We start from the raw sequence: 21,854 nt of genomic DNA on the forward strand, positions 1-21,854 counted from the left end.
TCGCCGACGCCGTGAACGAACCCGCTCGAGCCGCTAGAAGACCGGCGTGCCACCCCGCGTCAGCTTCCAGTCCACCGACGCGAAGTCCTTCGGGTCCAGCACACCCTTCGCCGTCACCCACTCCGCGATCCGGGTCCGGATCTCCGTCGACTCCGACCACAACTCCGTCGCCGAAGCCACATGCGGGAACGCCCCACCACCGTTGGCCCGGTAGTTGTTCACCGCCAGCACGAACTTCTGGGCGTCATCCAGCGCGACACCCCCGTACGACAGGTTCCTGATCCGCGAACCCGCCGGCTCGGCGATGTCGATCTCGTACGTCAGCCCCGACACGTAGTCGTAGTTGTAGTCCGGCCGGCCACCCGCGTTGGTCAGCTTCTCCACGTCGACCGCCGCGCCCGCCGCTGTCTGCACGAAGTACTGCGCCGAGTACTCCAGGTACGCCTTGATCTGCGCACCCGTCATCAGCTTCGCGACCAGCGTGTTGTCGTACACGTACAAGCTCGACAGATCCCGGATCGTCACATCGCCGGCCGGGATCGCCGACGTCCGCGAGAACGGCGACGCCTGCGCGATCACCGGCACCGACGCGTACTCCGTACCCGCCAGCGCCGCCCTGACCACGTCCTCCTGCACCTTCGTGATCAGGTCGATGATCGGCGCGTCCTTGTACCGCGCCTCCACCGTCGTCAGCCCCTCGGTCGCCGTACCGACCACCTGGTTGACGTACGCCACCACGATGTCGTGGTCGTCCTTCAGCAGCTTGGTGATCTTCGGGTCGTCGGCCACCGTGTTCGAGTTCCGCACCGACGCCTTCACCGACTCGACCGACCAGCGGCCCTTGTCGAAGACCAGCTCGAAGTCGAACAGAGACAGCCGCTCCGCATAGGCCAGCGGCTCCGACAGCACGACCTTCCTGCCGGTCTTCTCGTTCGTCACCAGCAACTCGGGGATCTCCACATGCGCGTGCCCCACCAGAATCGCGTCGATCCCCGGCACCTGCTGCGCCACCAGCGCCGCCGAGTTCTCCACGTACGGCAACTGGTCACCGTACGACGACGTACCCGAAGAACCCGAGTGCGCCGACACCACGACGACGTCCGCACCCATGGACCGCAGCTTCGGCACCCACTTCGCCGCCTGCTCCTCCAGCCCCGGGAAGGTCAACCTGCCCTGCACATAAGCCTTGTCCCAGATCGCGATACCCGGGTTCGTCAAACCCAGCACCGCCACCCTCACCGGCGGCGCCCCCTTCACGTGGAACGTCTTCATGAAGTACGGAGGAAACGCCGGCTTCAACGTCTTCGCGTCCAGCGCGTTCGCACCCAGCAGCGGGAAGTCACACTGCTCCTCGAACTTGCGCAACGTCTCGATGCCGTAGTTGAACTCGTGGTTGCCCAGCGCCACCGCGTCATAGCCGATGGCGTTCATCGCCGCCGCCATCGGGTGCACCGGACCACCCTTGGCGGTGATCGGGTCGACCTTCGCGTAGTAGTACGTCAGCGGAGTGCCCTGGATCGTGTCACCCGCGTCCAGCAGCAGCGTGTTCCGGCGGCCCTTCTCCGCACGGACCTGGTTCACCAGAGTCGACACCCGCGACAGCCCCTGCGCGTTGCCGGCGGCGTCCGTGTACTCCGCGTCCTTGAAGTAGTCCCAGTTGAAGATGTGACCGTGCAGGTCGGTGGTGCCCATCACCGTCAGGGAGTACCGCTTCGCGGGCCGGCCCTTCCTCGCCTCCGCAGCCTCAGCCGCCGGAGCCGCGGCACCGGCCAGCGCGACTCCCGCCCCGGTCACAGCCGACTTCTTCAGGAACTTCCGGCGGTTCAACGGCATGTCTGCTACTCCTCGGGGAAAGGTCAACAACGCGCGTAGATTCTGACCCGTGCATGCCGTAGCGCAATAGCCCCCGCAGGTTTCGATCTGATGACCGCCAGGGGCCCACAGACAGCCAACCAGTGACAGAGTGGGGCGTATGACCACCCCAACGGAGGAGCCCTCACCCGCCGTGCCCTACGGCACCCCCGACGCGCCCCGCATCGCCGTCCGCGGCGAAGCACGACTCGAAGTCGACCCCGAGATCGCCCGCATCGGCGTCACCGTCGCCTCCCGCGGCAAGGACCGCCGCACCGCCCTCGACGACCTCACCCGCCGCAACACCACCGCCCTCGACCTCATCAAGACCTACGGCGACGCGGTCGAACGACTGGAGACCGGCTCCTTCTCCATCACCCCACAACTCAAGGAAGGCCGCGGCGAACGCATCCACGCCTACCACGGCCGCGTCCACATCACCGCCGAGCTCACCGACTTCACCGCACTCGGTGAACTCACCACCCGCCTGGCCGACCTCGACCTCACCCGAGTCGACGGCCCCTGGTGGGCCCTGCGCCCCGACTCACCCGCCCACCGGCAGGCCCGCCAGCAGGCCGTACGCGAAGCCGTGCAACGCGCCAGGGAATACGCCGAGGCGCTCGGCACCACCCTGGCCGCCCTGGTCGAACTCGCCGACATCGGCGCCGAGAACACCCCACCGGCCTACCCCACCGCCGCCGGCAGCCGCATGCGCTCCGCCGCCTACGGCGCCGAGGCCACCGCCGCCGCCCCCCTCGACCTCGAACCCCAACGCCAACGCGTCCACGCCCAGGTCAACGCCCGCTTCACCATGGCACCACCCCAACTGTGAACAGAAGGCGTCTGGTCACTCCGATTGCTCATCAGAGCACTCAGGCGCACAATTCAACACTTGTCAATAGCGCGTCACCCAAAGGTCGTTGCGTCGTCACGCCCGACCAATTCTCTACCCACCGGTAAGCCCTAAGGTCGCCTCATGCGCCGAGCGAAAATCGTCTGCACCCTGGGCCCCGCCACCGACTCGTACGACCAGATCAAAGCCCTGGTCGACGCCGGAATGGACATCGCCCGATTCAACCTCAGCCACGGCACCCACGCCGAGCACGAGGAGCGCTACCACCGCGTACGCAAGGCCTCCGACGAAACCGGCCGCAGTGTCGGCCTCCTCGCCGACCTTCAAGGCCCGAAGATCCGCCTCGGCCACTTCACCGAAGGCCCCGTACTCCTTGAACGCGGCGACACCTTCACCATCACCGTCGAACAGGACACCGAAGGCGACCGCCACACCTGCGCCACCACCTACGCCGGCCTCGCCACCGACGTCACCCCCGGCGAACGCATCCTCGTCGACGACGGCAAGGTCAGCCTCGAAGTCACCGCCGTCGACGGCCCCCGCGTCCACACCACCGTGGTCGAAGGCGGCATGATCTCCGACCACAAAGGACTGAACCTCCCCGGCGTCGCCGTCTCCGTCCCCGCCCTCTCCGACAAGGACGTCGCCGACCTCCGCTGGGCCCTGCGCACCGGCTTCGACGTCATCGCCCTGTCCTTCGTCCGCAGCGGCCGCGACATCGAGGACGTCCACCGCGTCATGGACGAGGAAGGCCGCCGCCTCCCCGTCATCGCCAAAGTGGAGAAACCCCAGGCCGTCGACGCCATCGACGACATCGTCGCCGCCTTCGACGGCATCATGGTCGCCCGCGGCGACCTCGGCGTCGAGATGCCCCTCGAACAGGTCCCCCTCGTCCAAAAGCGCGCGATCAAGCTGGCGAAGCGCAACGCCAAGCCGGTCATCGTCGCCACCCAGATGCTCGACTCGATGATCGAGAACTCCCGCCCCACCCGCGCCGAGGCCTCGGACGTCGCGAACGCCGTGATCGACGGCACGGACGCGGTGATGCTGTCCGGGGAGACAAGCGTCGGCAAATACCCCGTCGAGACCGTCCGCACCATGGCCAAGATCGTCGAAGCGGCCGAAGAGGACATCCTCGCCAAGGGCCTGCCCCCGCTCACCGAACGCAACAAACCCCGCACCCAGGGCGGCGCGGTCGCCCGAGCGGCAGCGGAGATGGGCGACTTCCTCGGCGCCAGGTTCCTCGTCGCCTTCACCCAGTCGGGCGACACGGTCCGCCGCCTCTCCCGCTACCGCTCACCCATCCCCCTGCTCGCCTTCACCCCCCTGCAGGCCACCCGCTCCCAGCTCAGCCTCACCTGGGGCGTGGAGACCTTCCTGGGACCGCAGATGGACTCGACAGACGCGATGGTCGACCAGGTCGACGAACTGCTGCTCAAGTACGGCCGCTGCGAGCCGGGCGACATCGTCGTCATCACGGCGGGCTCCCCGCCGGGCGTCCCGGGCTCGACGAACCTGGTCCGGGTGCACCACATCGGGGAGGACGACAAGTAATCCGGTTCGGTCAGTGCTTGGGTCCCACGGGGGTGCCCATGAGGGCTACGAAGGCTTTGCGGGCGACGGAGACGTTGAAGGGGTCGCAGCCATCGCCGGCTCGATACGTGATCGCCAGGAGCGGATGGCGAGCGGATGTTCATGAGAACGGGAACATCCGCTTCTGATTGGGCTCCTTCGAATCGAAGGTTAAGTGCCCCGGGTGGGACTCGAACCCACACTGAATACCTTTTGAGGGTATCGTCTCTGCCGATTGGACTACCGGAGCCTCTTCGAACCGAAGGTTAGTCTATCCCCTCGGTGCATCAAACATACAGGAGCTAGGTAGGCTCAGGGCAAGCAGTGACCTGCCCCGTACCAAGGAGCCCCCGTGACCGCCCCCGAGTCGCCCCAGCCCGTAGACGCGCCCGACGACGACAAGTCGCACGTGCCTCCGCTGACGACCCGCGTCGTCATCGCCGAGGACGAGGCTCTGATCCGCCTCGACCTCAAAGAGATGCTGGAGGAAGAGGGCTACTCCGTGGTCGGCGAGGCCGGTGACGGTGAGCAGGCCGTCGAACTCGCCCGCGAGCACAAGCCCGACCTCGTGATCCTCGACGTGAAGATGCCCAAGCTGGACGGGATCTCGGCGGCGGAGAAGATCGCCGAGGAGCGGATCGCCCCGGTGCTGATGCTGACCGCGTTCTCGCAGCGCGACCTCGTGGAGCGGGCGAGGGACGCCGGTGCGATGGCGTATCTGGTGAAGCCGTTCAGCAAGAGTGACGTCGTGCCGGCGATCGAGATGGCCGTGTCCCGGTTCACGGAGCTGCGTGAGCTGGAGAACGAGATCGCGGATCTCACCCTGCGTCTGGAGACCCGCAAGCTGGTGGACCGTGCGAAGTCGATCCTGCAGACGGAGTACGGGCTGACCGAGCCCGCCGCGTTCCGGTGGATCCAGAAGACGTCGATGGATCGTCGGATGTCGATGCAGCAGGTCGCCGAGGCGGTCATCCAGGACGCCGACGAGAAGAAGAACGGCAAGGCGAACGGCAAGTAGGACGGCGTGTAGTCACGAAGAGGCCCGCGTCCCCGATCTGTACCGGGGGCGCGGGCCTCTTCGTGTGGAGTCAGGCGTGTCCTAGTCCTCGCCCAGGTACGCCTTGCGGACGGACTCGTCGTGCAGCAGGTCCTGTCCGGTGCCGGAGATGACGATGTTGCCGACCTCCATGACGTGTCCCTGGTCGGCGAGTGACAGCGCGGCCTGGGCGTTCTGTTCGACGAGGAGGATCGTCGTGCCCTGGGACTTGAGTTCGGCGATGGTCGCCATGATCTTCTGCATCATGATGGGGGACAGACCCATGGAGGGCTCGTCCAGCATCAGGAGCTTCGGCTGGGACATGAGCGCGCGGCCCATGGCGAGCATCTGCTGCTCGCCGCCGGAGAGGGTTCCCGCGGCCTGCTTCCTGCGTTCGCCCAGGATGGGGAAGAGGTCGTAGGCGCGTTGGACGTCCTTCTCGATGCCTTCCTTGTCCTTCCTCAGGAACGCGCCGAGTTGGAGGTTCTCGGCGATGGTGAGGCGGGGGAAGATGTGGCGGCCTTCGGGGGAGTGGGCCAGTCCGAGCGCGACGATCTTGTGGGCGGGGACGCCGGAGAGCGGCTTGCCGTCGAAGATGATCTTTCCGGAGGTCGGCTTGAGGAGCCCCGAGAGGGTGCGCAGGGTGGTGGTCTTGCCGGCGCCGTTGGTGCCGATGAGGGTGACGACCTGGCCGGCTTCGACGCTGAAGGAGATGCCCTTGACGGCTTCGATCTTGCCGTAGGAGACCCGGAGGTCCTCGACCTCGAGCAGTGCGGTCACTGGCCTTCTCCCTTGGTGCTGGTGGTGCTGGGCGCCGCGGCCTCCGCTTCGGCCGCGGCGACTTCCGCGGCTTCGGCTTCGCCCGGTTCGCCTTCGAACGGTTCGCCGAGGTACGCGGCGATGACACGCTCGTCGGCCTGGACGACCTCGGAGGTGCCTTCGACGAGCTTCTCGCCCTGGACGAGGACGGCGACCCGGTCGCTCAGGTTGAAGACGAAGCGCATGTCGTGCTCAATGAGGAGGACGGCGATGCCCTTGTCGCGGATGGCGAAGACCAGCTCTTCGGTGGCGCGCGTCTCCTGGGGGTTCATGCCGGCGGTCGGCTCGTCGAGGAGAAGCAGTCCGGGTTCGGAGGCCATGGCCCGGGCGATCTCCAGCTTGCGCTGTTCGCCGTAGGGGAGGTTGCGTGCGAGATGGTCGCGCTTGTGGGCGAGGCCGATGAACTCGAGGAGTTCCATGGCCCGTTCCTCGCTGGCCTTCTCCGCCTTCTTGAAGCCGGGGCCGCGCAGGAGTGCGGACCACAGGCCTTCCTTGGTGCGGGTGTGGCGGCCGACGAGGACGTTTTCCAGGACGGTCATGTTGGCGAAGAGCCGGATGTTCTGGAAGGTGCGGGCGATGCCGGCCTGGGTGACGAGGTGGGGCTTGGGCGGCAGGACCGTGCCCTTGTAGGAGACGGTGCCTTCCGTGGGGACGTACAGGCCGGTGAGGCAGTTGAAGAAGGTCGTCTTGCCGGCGCCGTTGGGTCCGATGAGGCCGACGATCTCGCCGGAGTTCACCGTGAAGTCGACGGACCGTACGGCGGTGAGGCCGCCGAAGCGCATGGTGACGTTGCGGGCTTCGAGTACAGGTGTGGTCATGGTGCTCACGCCCCCGCCTTGGTCGCGGTGGCCGGTTCGTCGGTCAGTGTTGTCTGTTCTGGTACGGCGAGTTGGCCGGTTTCGTGGAACTCGAGTTGTTGGCGGCGGTTGGCGATGATGCCCTCGGGGCGGAAGCGCATCAGGAGGATGAGCGCGATACCGAAGGCGAGCAGCGACTTGTCCTGGAGGAAGACGAGCTTCTCGGGCAGGAGGTAGAGCAGGGCGGCGCCGAGGATGGGGCCGGCGACGGTGCCCATGCCGCCGAGGACGACGGCGGCCAGGAGGAACGCCGAGTTGGGGGGTGTCGATCCCGCGAACTGGTAGGGCGTGGGGACGACGCTGTAGGTGACGTGGGCGCTGACGGTGCCGGCGAGGCCGGCGAGGGAGGCGCCGAGGGCGAAGGCGATGAGCTTGACGCGGAAGCCGTTGATGCCCATGGCGGTGGCGGCGGTCTCGTCTTCGCGGATGGCGATCCAGGAGCGGCCGATGCGGGAGTCGGCGGCGCGGGTGTAGACCAGGACGACGATCGCCATGATCAGGACCATCAGCAGGTAGTAGTTGGCGAAGCGGCCGAGGGTGAAGCCGCCGATGTCGTGCGACTGGCCGAGGTTGAACCCGAAGAAGTTGAGGTCCGGGATGGAGGGGATGCCGTTGGGGCCGTTGGTGATGTCCGGGCCGGAGTCGCCGTCCATGTTGTTGACGGCGATGCGGAAGATCTCACCGAAGCCGAGGGTGACGATGGCGAGGTAGTCGCCGCGCAGCCGCAGGGTGGGGGCGCCGATGAGGACGCCGAAGATGAGGGATGCGGCGGCGCCGGTGAGGGCGGCGGCCCAGAAGGGGAACTGGACGCCGGAGAAGCGGGAGAACTCGGAGCCGGAGACGAGGGCGGCGGTGTAGGCGCCGACGCCGAGGAAGGCGACGTATCCGAGGTCGAGGAGGCCGGCGAGGCCGACGACGATGTTGAGGCCGAGGGCGACGGTCCCGAAGATCAGGATGTTGACGCCGATGTTGGCGTAGTGGTCGTCGGTCTGGGTGAAGGGGAACGCGATGGCCGCGAGGAAGCCCATGGCGAGCGTGAAGCTGCGGTTGTGGGCGACGAGGCGGGAGAACCGGTCGTTGAGGCCGGCGGTGTTCAGGGCCCAGAGGGAGAACGCGACGACGATGAGGTAGCCGATGAAGAGTTCGCCGTACTCGGTGTCGATGCCGTAGGTGAAGACGCCGAGGCCGAGGATCGTGACGAGGGTGATGACGGCGCGTTCCAGCCAGGGTGTGAGGGGCTGGGCGGCGGGGATGGAGTCGGGCTTGGTGAGGTACGCCTTGATGGATTCCTTGACGCTGCCTTCGCCGACGCCCTGTTGGTGGAGGGCGAAGGCGCCGATGACGGGCAGCAGGGAGGCGATGGCCGCGATCCAGCCGCCGGGTTCGAGGTTGACGACGCCGCCGAGTTTGTTGCTGATGGCGATGACGGTGAACCACGTGGTGCCGAAGCCGCCGAGGGCGGTGAGGGCGAGCGGGGCGTTGTTACGGGCGGGCAGGAGCCAGCCGAGGCCGCGGACGCCGTAGAGGGCGAGGGCGAAGAGGGTGGTGAGGAGGCCTGCGGTGAAGGTGAGCCACTGCAGGCCGCCGGGGTAGCCGTTGATGGTGAGGTCGCCGGGGAACGCGGAGGTCCAGGTCCAGGCGAGGAACGCGGAGGCGGCGGTGGCTATGCCGCCGGCGAGGAGGAGGCCGCGGGCGGCGGCTTCGGGGAGTGGGATGAGGCCGCGGGTGGCGGGCTGCGTCTTGGTGGTGTCGGTCATCGTGATCACGCCCTGTCCGCGACGCGTTCGCCGAGCAGGCCTTGTGGCCTCAGCAGGAGGACGAGGATGAGGAGGGCGAAGGCCCACACGTCGGACCAGCCCTGGCCGCCGAGCTGCTGCATGCCGGGGATCCCGTCGATGTAGGCGGAGGCGAGGGTTTCGGCGACGCCGAGGACGAGGCCGCCCAGCATGGCGCCGTAGATGTTGCCGATGCCACCGAGGACCGCGGCGGTGAAGGCCTTGAGGCCCATCAGGAAGCCCATGCGGTAGTCGATGTTGCCGTACTTGAGGCCGTAGGCGACGGCGGCCACGGCGGCGAAGAAGCCGCCGATGGCGAAGGCGATGACGATGATGCGGTTGGTGTCGATGCCCATGAGCTGCGCCGTGTCCGGGTCCTGGGCGGTGGCCTGCATGGCGCGGCCGGTGCGGCTCTTGCGGACGAAGAAGGCGAGGGCGGACATGCACACGATGGCGGCGACCACGAGGAAGATGTCGGCGTCCTTGATGGTGACGGAGCCGATGTCGTGGGTGGTGTCGAGGCCGGGGAAGGCGCGGGCGCGGTCGGCGTCGGGGTAGAAGTTGCGCACGACCTCCTGGAGCGCGAGGGAGAGGCCGATCGCGGTGATGAGTGGTGCTAGCCGTGGTGCTCCGCGCAGTGGTCGGTAGGCGAACCGTTCCGCTCCGACGGCGATGAGGATGGCGACGATGCCGCCGCCTATCAGCATCAGGGGGACGGCTACGGCCATCGCCGTGCCGTCGGGGAGGATGTAGAAGTAGACCGTGAGGGCGCCGAAGGCCCCGGTCATGAAGATCTCGCCGTGCGCGAAGTTGATGAGCTGGACGATGCCGTACACCATCGTGTAGCCGATGGCGATCAGCCCGTACATCGAGCCTAGGAGCAGCCCGTTGGCCAGCTGCTGCGGCAGGGTGTTCACCGCGTGGCCTCCATGTCGCTGGTGGTCGTGTGCACTGGATGCGTGCCGGGGTGGTCTGGGTGTGGAAACGGGCCGCGCGGTCGGGATCCTCCTTCCGCGCAGCCCGTGGTGAGGTGTGCTGGGGGTGGGTCAGTTGAGCTCGGCGGTGCCGGTCTCGACAGCCTTCCACTCGCCCTTTTCGACCTGGTAGACCGTCAGCTGCTTGTTGGTGGTGTCGCCGTACTGGTCGAAGGCGACCTTGCCGGTGAGGCCTTCGAAGTCGGACTTCTGGACCTCGTCGACGACGGTGGAGCGCAGGGCGTTGATGTCGCTGGGGACCTTGCCGTCGTTGGCGTCCACGGCGGCCTTCACGGCCTTGATGATGGCGGTGGTGGCGTCGTAGGCGTAGGCACCGTAGGCGCCGTAGTCACCCTTGTAGCCCTTGGCCTTGTAGGTCTCGATGAAGGTCTTGGCGGCCGGCAGGGTGTCGGCGGGGACACCGATGGCGGTGACGAGGTCGCCCTCGGAGGAGGCGCCCGCGGCCTCGATGTAGGTGGAGGCGAACATGCCGTCGCCGCCGAAGAGCGGGATCTTGACGCCGGCGTCCTTGAGCTGCTTGGTGATCAGCGCGGACTCGTCGTACTGGCCGCCGTAGTAGAGCAGGTCGGCGCCGGAGTTCTTGATCTTGGTGACGAGGGAGCCGAAGTCCTTCGTGCCGGTGTTGACGTGGTCGGTCTGGACGACCTTTCCGCCCACCTTCTTGAACTGCTCGGCGAAGATCTTGGCCAGGCCGGCGCCGTAGGTCTGCTTGTCGTCTACGACGAAGACCTTCTTCTTCTTGAGCTTGTTGTAGGCGTAGCCGGCGGCGAAGCTGCCCTGCAGTTCGTCGGTGGTGGCGGTGCGGAAGTACGTCTTGTACGGCCGCTTCTTGTCCGTCTGCCAGTTCTTGCCCTGCGTCAGCTCGGGGTTGGTGTTCGCGGGGGAGATCTGGACCATGTTGGCCGAGGCGAAGACCTGCTGCATGGTCTGGGCGACGCCGGAGTTCAGCGGGCCGACGGCGCCGACGGCGGTCTTGTCGCCCGTGATGGACGTGGCGTTCGACTGGCCGGTGGCGGGCTGCGCCTTGTCGTCCAGGGCCTTCAGCTTGAAGGTGACGCCCGGGACGAGCTTGTTCTTGTTGGCGTCGTCGACGGCGATCTGGGCGCCGTACTGGATGCCGAGGCCCGTGGTGGAGTTCTCGCCCGAGAGCGGGGCGTCCACGCCGATCGTCAGGGTTTTGCTGTCCCCGTTGTCGCCACTGTCGCCGCCGCCGTTGTCGTCTCGGGAGCCGCAGGCGGTGAGCGTCAGAGCTCCAGTCGCGAGGACGGAGGTAAGTATCACCATGGAACGTCGCACAATCAGTCCTTTCCGCAGGCACGGATGCCCCTGTGGGGGCGAGGGTGCCGCGCTGGTACCGAACTCCCGATGGAGCGGTGACTGGCCGTGACTCTAAGCCCGGTCTGTGGCCAGGGGCATCGCTGCGCGCTTCCTTGTGACTTTCTTGTTATGACGTGATGGAGGGATCGCTTCCCGGAGGGGTGCTCTCGGCCGGTTTGGCGGAATATCCGCTCGGTCCGCATTCTGAGAACCCGCACTTCCGCTTGGCAGTGGGGCTTGTCATGAGCTGGTCGGGGCGCAGGCCGCGTGGAGGAGCTCGGAAAGGTCCCGGGAGAAAGCGCCGCCGAAGATGAAGCTGTGGCGCTGTATTGCGCGTGTGTTACGCAGCGTTACGTCGAGAAAGGGGAGATCGGCATTCAGGGGCAGACCCGAACAGTGGGAAACCGATATCTGCACCGTGATCCGGCGGGGTGTTCCGGGGCGCACGGTGAAGTCCGGTTCGGGCAGGGCGCGGGCGCGCAGGCCGGGGGAGGAGGCGCCGGTGACCTCCAGGGTGACGGGCGGGCCTTTGCCGACGGTGACCGCGAAGCGGAAACGGCCCGCGAACGCGGGGGAGTTGGGGGGAGAGACCGGTCCCAGATAGTGCCACGCGGTGACGTTGGCGGGCCAAGGGGCGGGCTCGGGCCGTTCGGTGCGGTGGTGGTGGGGCGCGAGGAGGACCCCGGTCGCCACGGCGGCGGTCAGGAGGGCGAGGAGCGCGGCGGTGCGGGTGCGTGGCGGCAGGGCGCTCCAGCGTTCGCGCAGGCGGTCCGTGGGGCGGGGTGAGTCGACGCCGATGACGTCGTGACTCTCGCCCGTCTCCGAGGAGTTGACGGGTTCGACGGGTCCGGTGCCGGTCATGGCGGCGGCCTCATGGGGGAACGGTACCGGGGGCTCGCCGTTGAGCGGTGGGGGTTGGGGTCGGTGCGTGCGGTGGGTGTCTCGGGGTGCTGGTGGGCAGAGGGGCTCGGCCGGTCAGGGGGCGCGTGCGCTCTGCCGGCGTCGGGTCGCGGTGAGCTTCCCGGCGCCGACGGTCCCGCGTGGTCAGCCGGCGGTGCGCATCCTGGTCTCGTCCTGCGGTGAGGCGTCGCGCAGCAGGCAGGTCAGCCGCGCGGTGCAGACCCGCCGCCCGGCCTCGTCACTGATCACGATCTCGTACGTGGCGGTGGTCCGGCCCTGATGCACCGGAGTGGCGACGCCGGTCACGAGCCCCGAGCGGGCTCCTCGGTGATGCGTGCAGTTGAGGTCGACCCCGACCGCGATCTTCGAGCTGCCGCCGTGCAGCATGGAGCCCACCGAGCCGAGCGTCTCGGCGAGCACGGCGGACGCCCCGCCGTGCAGCAGGCCGTACGGCTGGGTGTTTCCCTCGACCGGCATGGTCCCGACGACGCGGTCCGCCGACGCCTCCACGATCTGTACGCCCATCCGCGACCCGAGGTGCCCCGCCGAGAACAGCGCCGGCAGATCCACACCGAGGGCGGCGTACTCGTCGATGATCTCCTGCGGGAACTTCACGTGCTGCTGCTCGCCCATGGCGCCCGGCTCCGTTCGTCGTGGTCGGTACGGCTTGCGTACGGCTACCTACTGGCTGAGCGAACGCTCAGTCGGTTGCCGATTGTTCCAGACGTACGACCACGGACTTGCTGGCCGGGGTGTTGCTGGTGTCGGCGGTGGCGTCCAGGGGGACGAGCACGTTGGTCTCGGGGTAGTAGGCGGCCGCGCATCCCCGCGCCGTCGGGTAGTGCACGACCCGGAACCCGGGCGCCCGCCGCTCGACCCCGTCCTTCCACTCGCCGACGAGGTCGACGTACGACCCGTCGGCGACCCCCAGCGTCCGCGCGTCCTCGGGGTTCACCAGCACCACGCGGCGGCCGTTCCTGATGCCCCGGTAGCGGTCGTCGAGACCGTAGATCGTGGTGTTGTACTGGTCGTGCGAGCGCAGCGTCTGCAGCAGCAGACGGCCCTCGGGCAGCTCGGGGTACTCCACCGGCGCGGCGGTGAAGTTGGCCTTGCCGGTGGCCGTGGGGAAGCGGCGTTCGTCGCGCGGGGCGTGCGGGAGGGCGAAGCCGCCGGGGTGGGCGACGCGCGCGTTGAAGTCCTCGAAGCCGGGGACCACGCGGGCGATGCGGTCGCGGATGGTGGCGTAGTCCTTCTCGAACTCCTCCCACGGCACCTTGCTGTCCTCGCCGAGCACCCGGCGGGCCAGACGGCACACGATGGCCGGCTCGGACAGCAGCCGGTCGCTCGCGGGTTCCAGACGGCCGCGGGAGGCGTGCACCATGCCCATGGAGTCCTCGACGGTCACGAACTGCTCGCCGCCGCCCTGGAGATCGCGCTCGGTGCGGCCGAGGGTCGGCAGGATCAGGGCACGCGCGCCCGTGACCGCGTGCGAGCGGTTGAGCTTCGTCGACACGTGCACGGTCAGCCGGGCGCGCCGCATGGCGGCCTCGGTGACCTCGGTGTCCGGGGAGGCGGAGACGAAGTTGCCGCCCATGGCGACGAAGACCTTCGCCTCGCCGTCGCGCAGCGCGCGGATGGCCCGTACGACGTCGTACCCGTGCTTGCGCGGCGGGGCGAACCCGAACTCCTTCTCCAGGGCGTCGAGGAAGGCGGGCGCGGGGCGTTCGAAGATGCCCATGGTGCGGTCGCCCTGCACGTTCGAGTGGCCGCGCACCGGGCACACGCCCGCGCCGGGGCGGCCGATGTTGCCGCGCAGCAGGAGGAAGTTGACCACCTCGCGGATGGTCGGCACGGAGTGCTTGTGCTGGGTCAGGCCCATCGCCCAGCACACGATGGTGCGCTCCGAGGCGAGGACCATGCCCAGGGCCTCCTCGATCTGTGCGCGCGTGAGGCCGGTCGCGGTGAGCGTGTCGTCCCAGTCGGCGGCCTGCGCCTCGGCGGCGAATTCCTCGTAGCCGTGGGTGTGTTCGCGGACGAACTCCTCGTCGACCGCGCCCGGTGTCCGCAGGATGAGCTTGTTGAGGAGACGGAAGAGGGCCTGGTCGCCGCCGATGCGGATCTGCAGGAACAGATCGGTGAGCGCGGCGCCCTTGAGCATGCCCTGCGCGGTCTGCGGGTTCTTGAAACGCTCCAGGCCGGCCTCGGGCAGCGGGTTGACGCTGATGATCTTCGCGCCGTTGGCCTTGGCCTTCTCCAGGGCGGAGAGCATCCGGGGATGGTTGGTGCCGGGGTTCTGGCCGGCGACGACGATCAGGTCGGCCTTGTAGAGGTCCTCGAGCAGGACGCTGCCCTTGCCCACGCCGATCGTCTCCGACAGGGCGGAGCCGGAGGACTCGTGGCACATGTTGGAACAGTCGGGCAGGTTGTTCGTGCCGAGCTCGCGGGCGAAGAGCTGGTAGAGGAACGCGGCCTCGTTGCTGGTGCGCCCGGAGGTGTAGAAGAGGGCCTCGTCGGGGGAGGAGAGGGCGGTGATCTCCTCCGCGACGATGTCGAAGGCGCGCTCCCAGGTCACGGGCTCGTAGTGCGTTCCCCCTTCGGGGAGGTACACGGGGTGCGTCAGTCGGCCCTGCTGGCCCAGCCAGTAGCCGCTCCTGGTCGCGAGGTCGGCCACGGAGTGGGCGGCGAAGAACTCCGGCGTGACCCGGCGCAGGGTGGCCTCCTCGGCGACCGCCTTCGCGCCGTTCTCGCAGAACTCCGCGGCGTGCCGGTGCTCCGGCTCCGGCCAGGCGCAGCCCGGGCAGTCGAAGCCGTCCTTCTGGTTGACGCGCAGCAGGGTCAGGGCGGTGCGCTTCACGCCCATCTGCTGCTGCGCCATGCGCAGGGTGTGCCCGATGGCCGGCATGCCCGCGGCGGCGTGCTTCGGCTCGGCGACCTGCGGCGCGTCCTGGACCGGATCTGCCTTGGGCGGCTTCGTTGCCATCGCGGGCTCCCCTTCGCGTACACGTGTGAAGTACGTCTCCGATCCTCGCACGTGCAGGTGACAACGATCGATCGCGGGCGGGTGCTTCGGCCTCCCGGCGGCGGGCCCCGAAAGCCCCGGGAGCCCTCGAGGGCACCGATGGCGGCCGACTGTCAGTGCGGCGTGGCAGGATCGGGGTCGTGGCAGAAACAGCATCGAAGACGACCGCAAACACCTCCGGCGGCAGCCGTCCGCGCCTGATGCTCATGGACGGGCACTCGCTGGCCTACCGCGCGTTCTTCGCGCTGCCCGCGGAGAACTTCACGACCGCGACGGGCCAGCCGACGAACGCGATCTACGGCTTCGCGTCGATGCTGGCCAACACCCTGCGTGACGAGGAGCCCACGCACTTCGCGGTGGCCTTCGACGTGTCCCGCAAGACCTGGCGCTCCGAGGAGTTCACGGAGTACAAGGCGAACCGCTCCAAGACCCCGGACGAGTTCAAGGGTCAGGTCGAGCTGATCGGCGAACTGCTCGACGCGATGCACGCACACCGCTTCGCGGTCGACGGCTTCGAGGCGGACGACGTCATCGCGACCCTCGCCACGCAGGCCGAGGCCGAGGGCTTCGAGGTGCTCATCGTCACCGGCGACCGTGACTCCTTCCAGCTGGTGAGCGAGCACACCACCGTCCTGTATCCGACGAAGGGCGTCTCCGAGCTGACCCGGTTCACCCCGGAGAAGGTCCTCGAGAAGTACGGGTTGACGCCCGCGCAGTACCCGGACTTCGCGGCCCTGCGCGGCGACCCGTCCGACAACCTGCCCGGCATCCCGGGCGTCGGCGAGAAGACCGCCGCGAAGTGGATCAACCAGTTCGGTTCGTTCGCGGAGCTGGTCGAGCGCGTCGAGGAGGTCAAGGGCAAGGCCGGCCAGAACCTCCGCGACCACCTGGAGGCCGTCAAGCTCAACCGGCGGCTGACCGAGATGGTGCGCACCGTCGAACTGCCGAAGGCGGTCACCGACCTGGAGCGCGCTCCGTACGACCGCACGGCGGTCGCGATGGTTCTCGACACCCTGGAGATCCGCAACCCCTCGCTGCGCGAGCGGCTGTTCGCGGTCGACCCGGGCGACGAGGAGGCGGAGGCGACCCCGGTCCTCACGGACGGCGTGGAACTGGACGGCACCGTGCTCGCCACCGGCGAGCTGGCCGCCTGGCTCGCCGAGCACGGCTCGCAGGTCCTCGGCGTGGCCACGGTCGACGCCTGGGCGCTCGGCACCGGCTCGGTCGCCGAGATCGCCCTCGCCGCGGCCGACGGCAAGGCCGCCTGGTTCGACCCGTCCCAGCTGGACGAGGCCGACGAGACGGCGCTGGCCGCCTGGCTGGCCGACGCCGACCGGCCCAAGATCTTCCACAACGCCAAGGGCGCGATGCGGGTCCTCGCCGAGCACGGCTGGAGCGTCGCCGGCGTCACCATGGACACGGCACTCGCCGCCTACCTGGTCAAGCCGGGCCGCCGCTCCTTCGATCTGGACGCGCTGTCCCTGGAGTACCTGCACCGCGAGCTGGCTCCCGCCGCGACGGCCGACGGTCAGCTGGCCTTCGGCGCGGACGACGGGGCCGAGGCCGAGGCCCTGATGCTCCAGGCCCGCACGATCCTCGACCTGGGCGGGGCCTTCGAGAGCCGTCTCGAGGAAGTCGGCGCCGCGGACCTCCTGCGTGACATGGAGCTGCCCACGTCCGCCCTGCTGGCGCGGCTGGAGCGGCACGGCATCGCCGCCGACCGGGCCCACCTGGAGGCCATGGAGCAGATGTTCGCCGGCGCCGTCCAGCAGGCGGTGAAGGAGGCGCACGAGGCCGCCGGGCACGAGTTCAACCTCGGCTCGCCCAAGCAGCTCCAGGAGGTCCTCTTTGGCGAGCTGGGCCTGCCCAAGACGAAGAAGACCAAGACCGGCTACACGACCGACGCCGACGCGCTCGCGTGGCTGGCGTCCCAGACGGACAACGAACTGCCGGTGATCATGCTCCGGCACCGTGAGCAGGCCAAGCTGCGCGTCACCGTCGAGGGGCTGATCAAGACTGTCGCGACGGACGGCCGTATCCACACGACCTTCAACCAGACGGTCGCGGCGACCGGCCGCCTGTCCTCGACGGACCCGAACCTGCAGAACATCCCGGTCCGCACGGACGAGGGCCGGGCCATCCGCCGCGGCTTCGTGGTCGGCGAGGGCTTCGAGTCGCTCATGACGGCCGACTACAGCCAGATCGAACTGCGGGTGATGGCCCACCTCTCGGAGGACGAGGGCCTGATCGAGGCGTTCACCTCCGGCGAGGACCTGCACACCACGGCCGCCGCGCAGGTCTTCGCGGTGGAGCCCACCGCGGTGGACGCGGAGATGCGCCGCAAGATCAAGGCGATGTCGTACGGCCTGGCGTACGGCCTGTCGGCGTTCGGTCTCTCCCAGCAGCTGAACATCGAGGCGGGCGAGGCGCGTGCCCTGATGGACGCGTACTTCGAGCGCTTCGGCGGCGTACGGGACTACCTGCGCCGGGCGGTCGACGAGGCCCGGGCGACCGGCTACACGGCGACGCTCTTCGGGCGCCGCCGCTACCTGCCCGACCTCAACAGCGACAACCGCCAGCGTCGCGAGGCGGCCGAGCGGATGGCCCTCAACGCCCCCATCCAGGGGACGGCCGCGGACATCGTCAAGATCGCCATGCTGAACGTGGACAAGGCCCTGCGTGCGGCGGACCTCAAGTCCCGCATGCTCCTCCAGGTCCACGACGAGATCGTCCTGGAGATCGCCCCCGGCGAGCGGGCGGCCACGGAGGAACTCCTGCGCCACGAGATGGCCAACGCCGTCCACCTCCGAGCCCCCCTCGACGTCTCGGTGGGCGTCGGCCCGGACTGGGAGTCCGCGGCGCACTAGCCTCCGGCGACCGCGCGGAGGGCCGGCTTCGTCACTGTCGAAGCGACGAGCGGCCCTCCGCCCGTCCGCAACCTCCGCCTGCCGGAAACCCTCGCTCCCCGGCACCCCTCGCTCCCCGGCACCCTCGGCGCCGTCCGTCTCGTCCCGGCGCCGCCCCTCGTGCCCCGGCGCCGCTCATCGAGCCACGGTGACATCCATCGAGCCCCGGTGCCGTCGCGCCTGGTGGCGTGCACCGCGCTTCAGGCGCCGCTCCCGCCCGCGAGGCCCGGGGTGCCGCGTACCGCGTTTCGGGCACCACTCCTGCCGCGTGGCACGGGGTACCGCGCCACGCTGGCAGGCGTCACCGCACCGCACCCCTGGGCACCGATCGCCCCCGCTCCGGCCCCCCCACCCCCGGGCGAACCCGTCACCCGCGTGGCCCCCGCGAAGGCGCCCCCCAGTGCCCGCGCCCGTAAGGATGCGGCCATGGGTATACGCACGCTCCACCGCCGGACGGCCCCCGCACAGGCGCACGCCGACACGGCCCCGCCTGCACCGCCCCCGCCGTCGGTCCCCGGCTTCGCGCCCGCCGCAAGCACCGCCCGCATCCCCACGGACCTGGCAACGGCCATACGTCGGTCCACGGCCACAGTCACGGCCTCAGCCAGAGCCCGAGCCAGAGCGACCGTCACCGCTCCCGCCGACCTGGCCGCAGCCCTCCGTCGTGGCGCCACCGCCACCGCCACCGGCGCCGCCCGCGGCCCCGCCGGCCTCGCGACAGCCGTGCGCCAAGCCGCCGCAGGCACCCGGCGCCGGTTCGAGCGCCGCGACCGGGAGGCCGTACGACAGGAGCGCGAGGCGCCCGGGTGGGGGCTGTGGGCCGAACTGGGCCGCGGCTACCTGGCTCTCGCCCTCACCCTGCTGCCCCGGACCCGTCGGCTGCCCACGTTCACGGTGTTCACGGCGGTCAGCGAGTGGCCGACCGACGCTCCGCGTCACCCACGCCCGAACCGGCGGGGACCGGAGCCGGACGCCACACCCTGACCCCCACGGCGTACAGCACGACCCCCAGGACCAGGCCCGCGCCCGCGCCGAAACACAGCGTCGGGATCAGCTCCCACGGCTTCGCGGTGGACCCCCAGTACTCCCACCACCGCGTCGCCCGCTGTACCGCCGCGACCGCCGCGCACCCGCCGATCACGGCAGCGGCCCACCACCGGTCCCGTGCCGACAGCGCGGGAACCCCCACCGGACCGGCCGCGGGCACCCGCCGCAGCGCGTACCCGACGAACACGGCGATCACTACCGCGGCCACCGCGGAACCGCCGTACTGCAGGTACCAGTACAAAGGGGAACCCGCCACCTTCTCGCCCAGGACGGGAAACACGCGCATCCCCCACCGGTCGAGATGTGTGAACGCGTCCCACACGACGTGGGTCAGGGCCCCGAGCGCGGCGGACACGTACCACCACACCACCGAGACGGGCCGTACGCGCGCGCGTGGCGCCCCGCAGCGCGACAGCGTGGCCACCCTCCGCTGCCGGGCCGGTGGCAACAGTGCCACCAGCGGCTCGCGCACCAGCAGCCACAGTCCGACCAGCCCCCAGGCGACCAGCACGTCGAGAGTGAAGACGCCCGGGAAAGAGTGGGTGAACTCGCCGAACTCCATGGCCCCGGACAGGACACTCGCCGCGTAGTAGGTCATGTCGGGCGCGAACGAACCCGCCACGAGCGCGGCCGGCACCAGTCGGCCCCGGCCGGTTCCGTCGGTGCGCACGGCGGGCAGCACGGCTGCCGCATGGCTGAGGGTGAACGGCAACGGGGCTCCTTGGATACGAGTGACCGGGCACGTCACGATGCCATATGGCCAACCGGTGAAAATCGGGCACGAACGGGTGCCCGAGGAAAGGAAGTTGTCGTAGGGTCGCCTGGGTCACCGCGCCGGGGAGCGAGGTCGGACGGGCGAACAGGACATGAACCTCGCCGCAGGGGGCAACCCTTGGGGCGGGTCGATCGTCACAACAGATCGAGCACGGCCGCGAACGGCCGTGTGTGACAGACGGACAGGGACGGGCGCTCGGGCGTCCACGGGAGGGGTTCACTCTATGGCGGCGCAATTCGGCAGGAGGCTGCGCAAGGGTGCGGCAACCACCGCCGTGGCCGCGCTCGCGGTCGCGGCTCTGTCCGCCTCCCAGGGGCCGGGTGCGATGGCCGGCGACCAGAGCGGCAGACCGGTCACCACCGGCGCCGACACCGCGCCCGACGCCGCCGCCGGCGGCGCGACCGGCAACTCGCCCTATTACACGGACCTGCCGCCGCTGAACAGCCCGAACCCCTCACCGACCATCGGCACGCCCGTCTCCAAGGGGCCTACCGAGTCGGGCATCCCCGCCACCGTCCTGGACGCCTACAAGAAGGCCGCGTCCGAACTCCAGTCGGCCAAGCCCGGCTGCAACCTGCCCTGGCAGCTCCTCGCCGCGATCGGCAAGGTCGAGTCGGGCCAGGCCCGCGGCGGCGCCGTCAGCGCGGACGGCACCACCACCTCCCCGATCCTCGGCCCGCAGCTCGACGGCAACGGCTTCGCGCTCATCAAGGACACCGACAACGGCGCGTACGACGGCAACAGCGCGTACGACCAGGCTGTCGGCCCCATGCAGTTCATCCCCTCCACGTGGGAGTGGGCCGGCCGTGACGGCAACGCCGACGGCAAGAAGGACCCCAACAACATCTACGACGCCGCGCTGGCGGCCGGCCACTACCTGTGCCGCTTCGGCTGGGACCTGTCCACCCAGGCCGACCTCGACCGCGCGATCCTCAGCTACAACCACTCGCAGGACTACCTGAACACGGTCCTGTCGTGGCTGGACTACTACCGCAAGGGCACCCACGAGATCCCGGACGGCACCGGCTCGCTGCCCGACAGCCGCAGCGACGACTACGACACGGTGAGCCCCCAGCCCTCGCCCCCGGCCTCCCACACGCCCGGTTCCGGGACCCAGAAGCCGGACCCGGGCAAGGGCTCGCCCACCCCGAAGCCGCCCGCGACGACCCCGCCGAGCACGCCGCCCGCCAAGCCCCAGACCCCCACCGACACGGTCCACCACCTGGAGGACGCGGGCACCGCAGCCCTCACCGCACAGGCGGGCGACGCCTTCACCGAGAAGGTCAGCGCCCGGGCCGAGACCAAGGCCGGCGTGGCCGTCGCCAAGGTCCGGTTGCGTTTCACGATCGTCGGCGCCACCGACGCCACCTTCACCGGCGGCGAGAACGTCGCCACGGTCGTCACCAACAGCACCGGTGTGGCCGTGGCGCCCGCGCTGAAGGCCGGTGAGAAGACCGGTGACTTCACCGTGCGGGTGACCGTCGTGGGCCGCTCCGTCACCGGCCTCGACTACAAGGCGACCGTCTCCGAGCGCGCCGCCGACGTCCTCACCCGCACCAGCGACACCGCGCTGACCTGCACCCCGGGCGGCGAGTTCGCCGACCAGGTCGAGGTGAAGGCGACCTACAAGGGCGCGGTCGCGGACAAGGTGGCCGCCACCGCCACCCTGATCAAGTCGGCGCTCGACCCCACGCAGGCAGAGAACGGCCCCTACTTCAAGGACGCGGACGGCAAGACCGTGCGCACCCTGACCGGCCTGGAGACGGACGCCAACGGCGTCCTGAAGCTGCCGAAGCTGTACGCCGACGACACCACCGGCACCTTCATGCTCCGCATCGAGACCGCGGGCGGCGCGGCGCTGAACGTCCAACTGACCGTGGCGGCGGCCGAGACGTCGTCCCCGAGCCCGTCGGCCGACACGTCGTCCCCGAGCCCGTCGGCCGACACGTCGTCCCCGAGCCCGTCGGCCGACACGTCGTCCCCGAGCCCGTCGGCCGACACGTCGGCCAGTCCCTCGCCCAGCCCTTCGGCATAGCCCGTCGGCGGACGCGGCGAGCCCGCCGAGCGCGACGAACGACGACGACGGCGCCCCTTCACCGAGGGGGCGCCGTCGTTGTGTGTGCAACGTGTTC

16 protein-coding genes and 1 tRNA gene are annotated in these 21,854 nt (G+C 69.5%); 6 read left to right on the plus strand and 11 right to left on the minus strand.

What is annotated here, in order from left to right:
- Positions 1-33 precede the first annotated feature (33 nt).
- Positions 34-1,833, minus strand: coding sequence for a bifunctional metallophosphatase/5'-nucleotidase (locus AQJ84_RS28365; RefSeq protein WP_030039477.1), 1,800 nt, complete (start codon positions 1,831-1,833; stop codon positions 34-36).
- Positions 1,834-1,972: 139 nt separating this feature from the next.
- Here AQJ84_RS28365 and AQJ84_RS28370 point away from each other — a divergent pair, with 139 nt between their 5' ends.
- On the plus strand, positions 1,973-2,683 hold the full coding sequence (locus AQJ84_RS28370; protein WP_030039478.1) for an SIMPL domain-containing protein: 711 nt from the start codon (positions 1,973-1,975) through the stop codon (positions 2,681-2,683).
- A gap of 144 nt (positions 2,684-2,827) precedes the next feature.
- Positions 2,828-4,258: a pyruvate kinase gene (gene pyk / locus AQJ84_RS28375; protein ID WP_030039479.1), complete on the plus strand. Its 1,431-nt coding sequence runs from the start codon at positions 2,828-2,830 to the stop codon at positions 4,256-4,258.
- Positions 4,259-4,452: 194 nt separating this feature from the next.
- Here pyk and AQJ84_RS28380 read toward each other — a convergent pair.
- Positions 4,453-4,526 (minus strand) — tRNA-Leu (locus AQJ84_RS28380).
- A 102-nt stretch (positions 4,527-4,628) separates the two neighbouring features.
- Between AQJ84_RS28380 and AQJ84_RS28385 the strand changes: the two genes are divergently transcribed.
- Entirely contained in the window at positions 4,629-5,294 is a 666-nt protein-coding gene (locus AQJ84_RS28385) for an ANTAR domain-containing response regulator (protein WP_030039480.1), read from the plus strand.
- A gap of 81 nt (positions 5,295-5,375) precedes the next feature.
- Here AQJ84_RS28385 and AQJ84_RS28390 read toward each other — a convergent pair whose 3' ends face one another.
- The 8 genes from AQJ84_RS28390 to AQJ84_RS28425 form a co-directional block, all read right to left on the minus strand.
- A complete protein-coding gene (locus AQJ84_RS28390; RefSeq protein WP_030039481.1) occupies positions 5,376-6,092 on the minus strand; it encodes an ABC transporter ATP-binding protein in 717 nt (238 codons plus the stop codon).
- Positions 6,089-6,949: an ABC transporter ATP-binding protein gene (locus AQJ84_RS28395; protein WP_030039482.1), complete on the minus strand. Its 861-nt coding sequence runs from the start codon at positions 6,947-6,949 to the stop codon at positions 6,089-6,091. The genes AQJ84_RS28390 and AQJ84_RS28395 overlap by 4 nt, the downstream gene beginning before the upstream one ends.
- A 5-nt stretch (positions 6,950-6,954) precedes the next feature.
- Complete coding sequence (locus AQJ84_RS28400; protein WP_030039483.1) at positions 6,955-8,745, minus strand: branched-chain amino acid ABC transporter permease; 1,791 nt, start codon at positions 8,743-8,745, stop codon at positions 6,955-6,957.
- Between the two features lie 5 nt (positions 8,746-8,750).
- On the minus strand, positions 8,751-9,680 hold the full coding sequence (locus AQJ84_RS28405) for a branched-chain amino acid ABC transporter permease (RefSeq protein WP_053192470.1): 930 nt from the start codon (positions 9,678-9,680) through the stop codon (positions 8,751-8,753).
- Between the two features lie 129 nt (positions 9,681-9,809).
- Complete coding sequence (locus tag AQJ84_RS28410; protein WP_030039484.1) at positions 9,810-11,042, minus strand: branched-chain amino acid ABC transporter substrate-binding protein; 1,233 nt, start codon at positions 11,040-11,042, stop codon at positions 9,810-9,812.
- A 273-nt stretch (positions 11,043-11,315) separates the two neighbouring features.
- Entirely contained in the window at positions 11,316-11,936 is a 621-nt protein-coding gene (locus AQJ84_RS28415; protein WP_051869714.1) for a hypothetical protein, read from the minus strand.
- Between the two features lie 183 nt (positions 11,937-12,119).
- Positions 12,120-12,608, minus strand: coding sequence for a PaaI family thioesterase (locus tag AQJ84_RS28420; protein ID WP_030039486.1), 489 nt, complete (start codon positions 12,606-12,608; stop codon positions 12,120-12,122).
- A gap of 67 nt (positions 12,609-12,675) precedes the next feature.
- Complete coding sequence (locus tag AQJ84_RS28425) at positions 12,676-14,955, minus strand: FdhF/YdeP family oxidoreductase (RefSeq protein ID WP_030039487.1); 2,280 nt, start codon at positions 14,953-14,955, stop codon at positions 12,676-12,678.
- Positions 14,956-15,134: 179 nt separating this feature from the next.
- On the opposite strand from AQJ84_RS28425, the gene polA reads away from it, so the two are divergent.
- Together polA and AQJ84_RS28435 are read left to right on the plus strand one after the other, a co-directional pair.
- Positions 15,135-17,861 carry a DNA polymerase I gene (polA, locus tag AQJ84_RS28430; protein WP_030039488.1) on the plus strand — a complete coding sequence of 909 codons (2,727 nt, stop codon included), beginning with the start codon at positions 15,135-15,137 and terminating at the stop codon, positions 17,859-17,861.
- A 465-nt stretch (positions 17,862-18,326) separates the two neighbouring features.
- Entirely contained in the window at positions 18,327-18,884 is a 558-nt protein-coding gene (locus AQJ84_RS28435; RefSeq protein WP_030039489.1) for a hypothetical protein, read from the plus strand.
- Here AQJ84_RS28435 and AQJ84_RS28440 read toward each other — a convergent pair.
- The gene (locus AQJ84_RS28440) at positions 18,808-19,659 is read right to left on the minus strand and encodes a DUF4184 family protein (RefSeq protein WP_053192472.1); all 852 of its coding nucleotides are present in this window, start codon (positions 19,657-19,659) and stop codon (positions 18,808-18,810) included. The two genes, AQJ84_RS28435 and AQJ84_RS28440, sit on opposite strands and share 77 nt — an antisense overlap.
- Before the next feature lie 286 nt (positions 19,660-19,945).
- Between AQJ84_RS28440 and AQJ84_RS28445 the strand changes: the two genes are divergently transcribed.
- Complete coding sequence (locus AQJ84_RS28445) at positions 19,946-21,757, plus strand: lytic transglycosylase domain-containing protein (protein ID WP_053192474.1); 1,812 nt, start codon at positions 19,946-19,948, stop codon at positions 21,755-21,757.
- The last annotated feature ends 97 nt before the right edge of the window (positions 21,758-21,854 follow it).

It is taken from the genome of Streptomyces resistomycificus, assembly GCF_001514265.1.
GTDB lineage: Bacteria > Actinomycetota > Actinomycetes > Streptomycetales > Streptomycetaceae > Streptomyces > Streptomyces resistomycificus.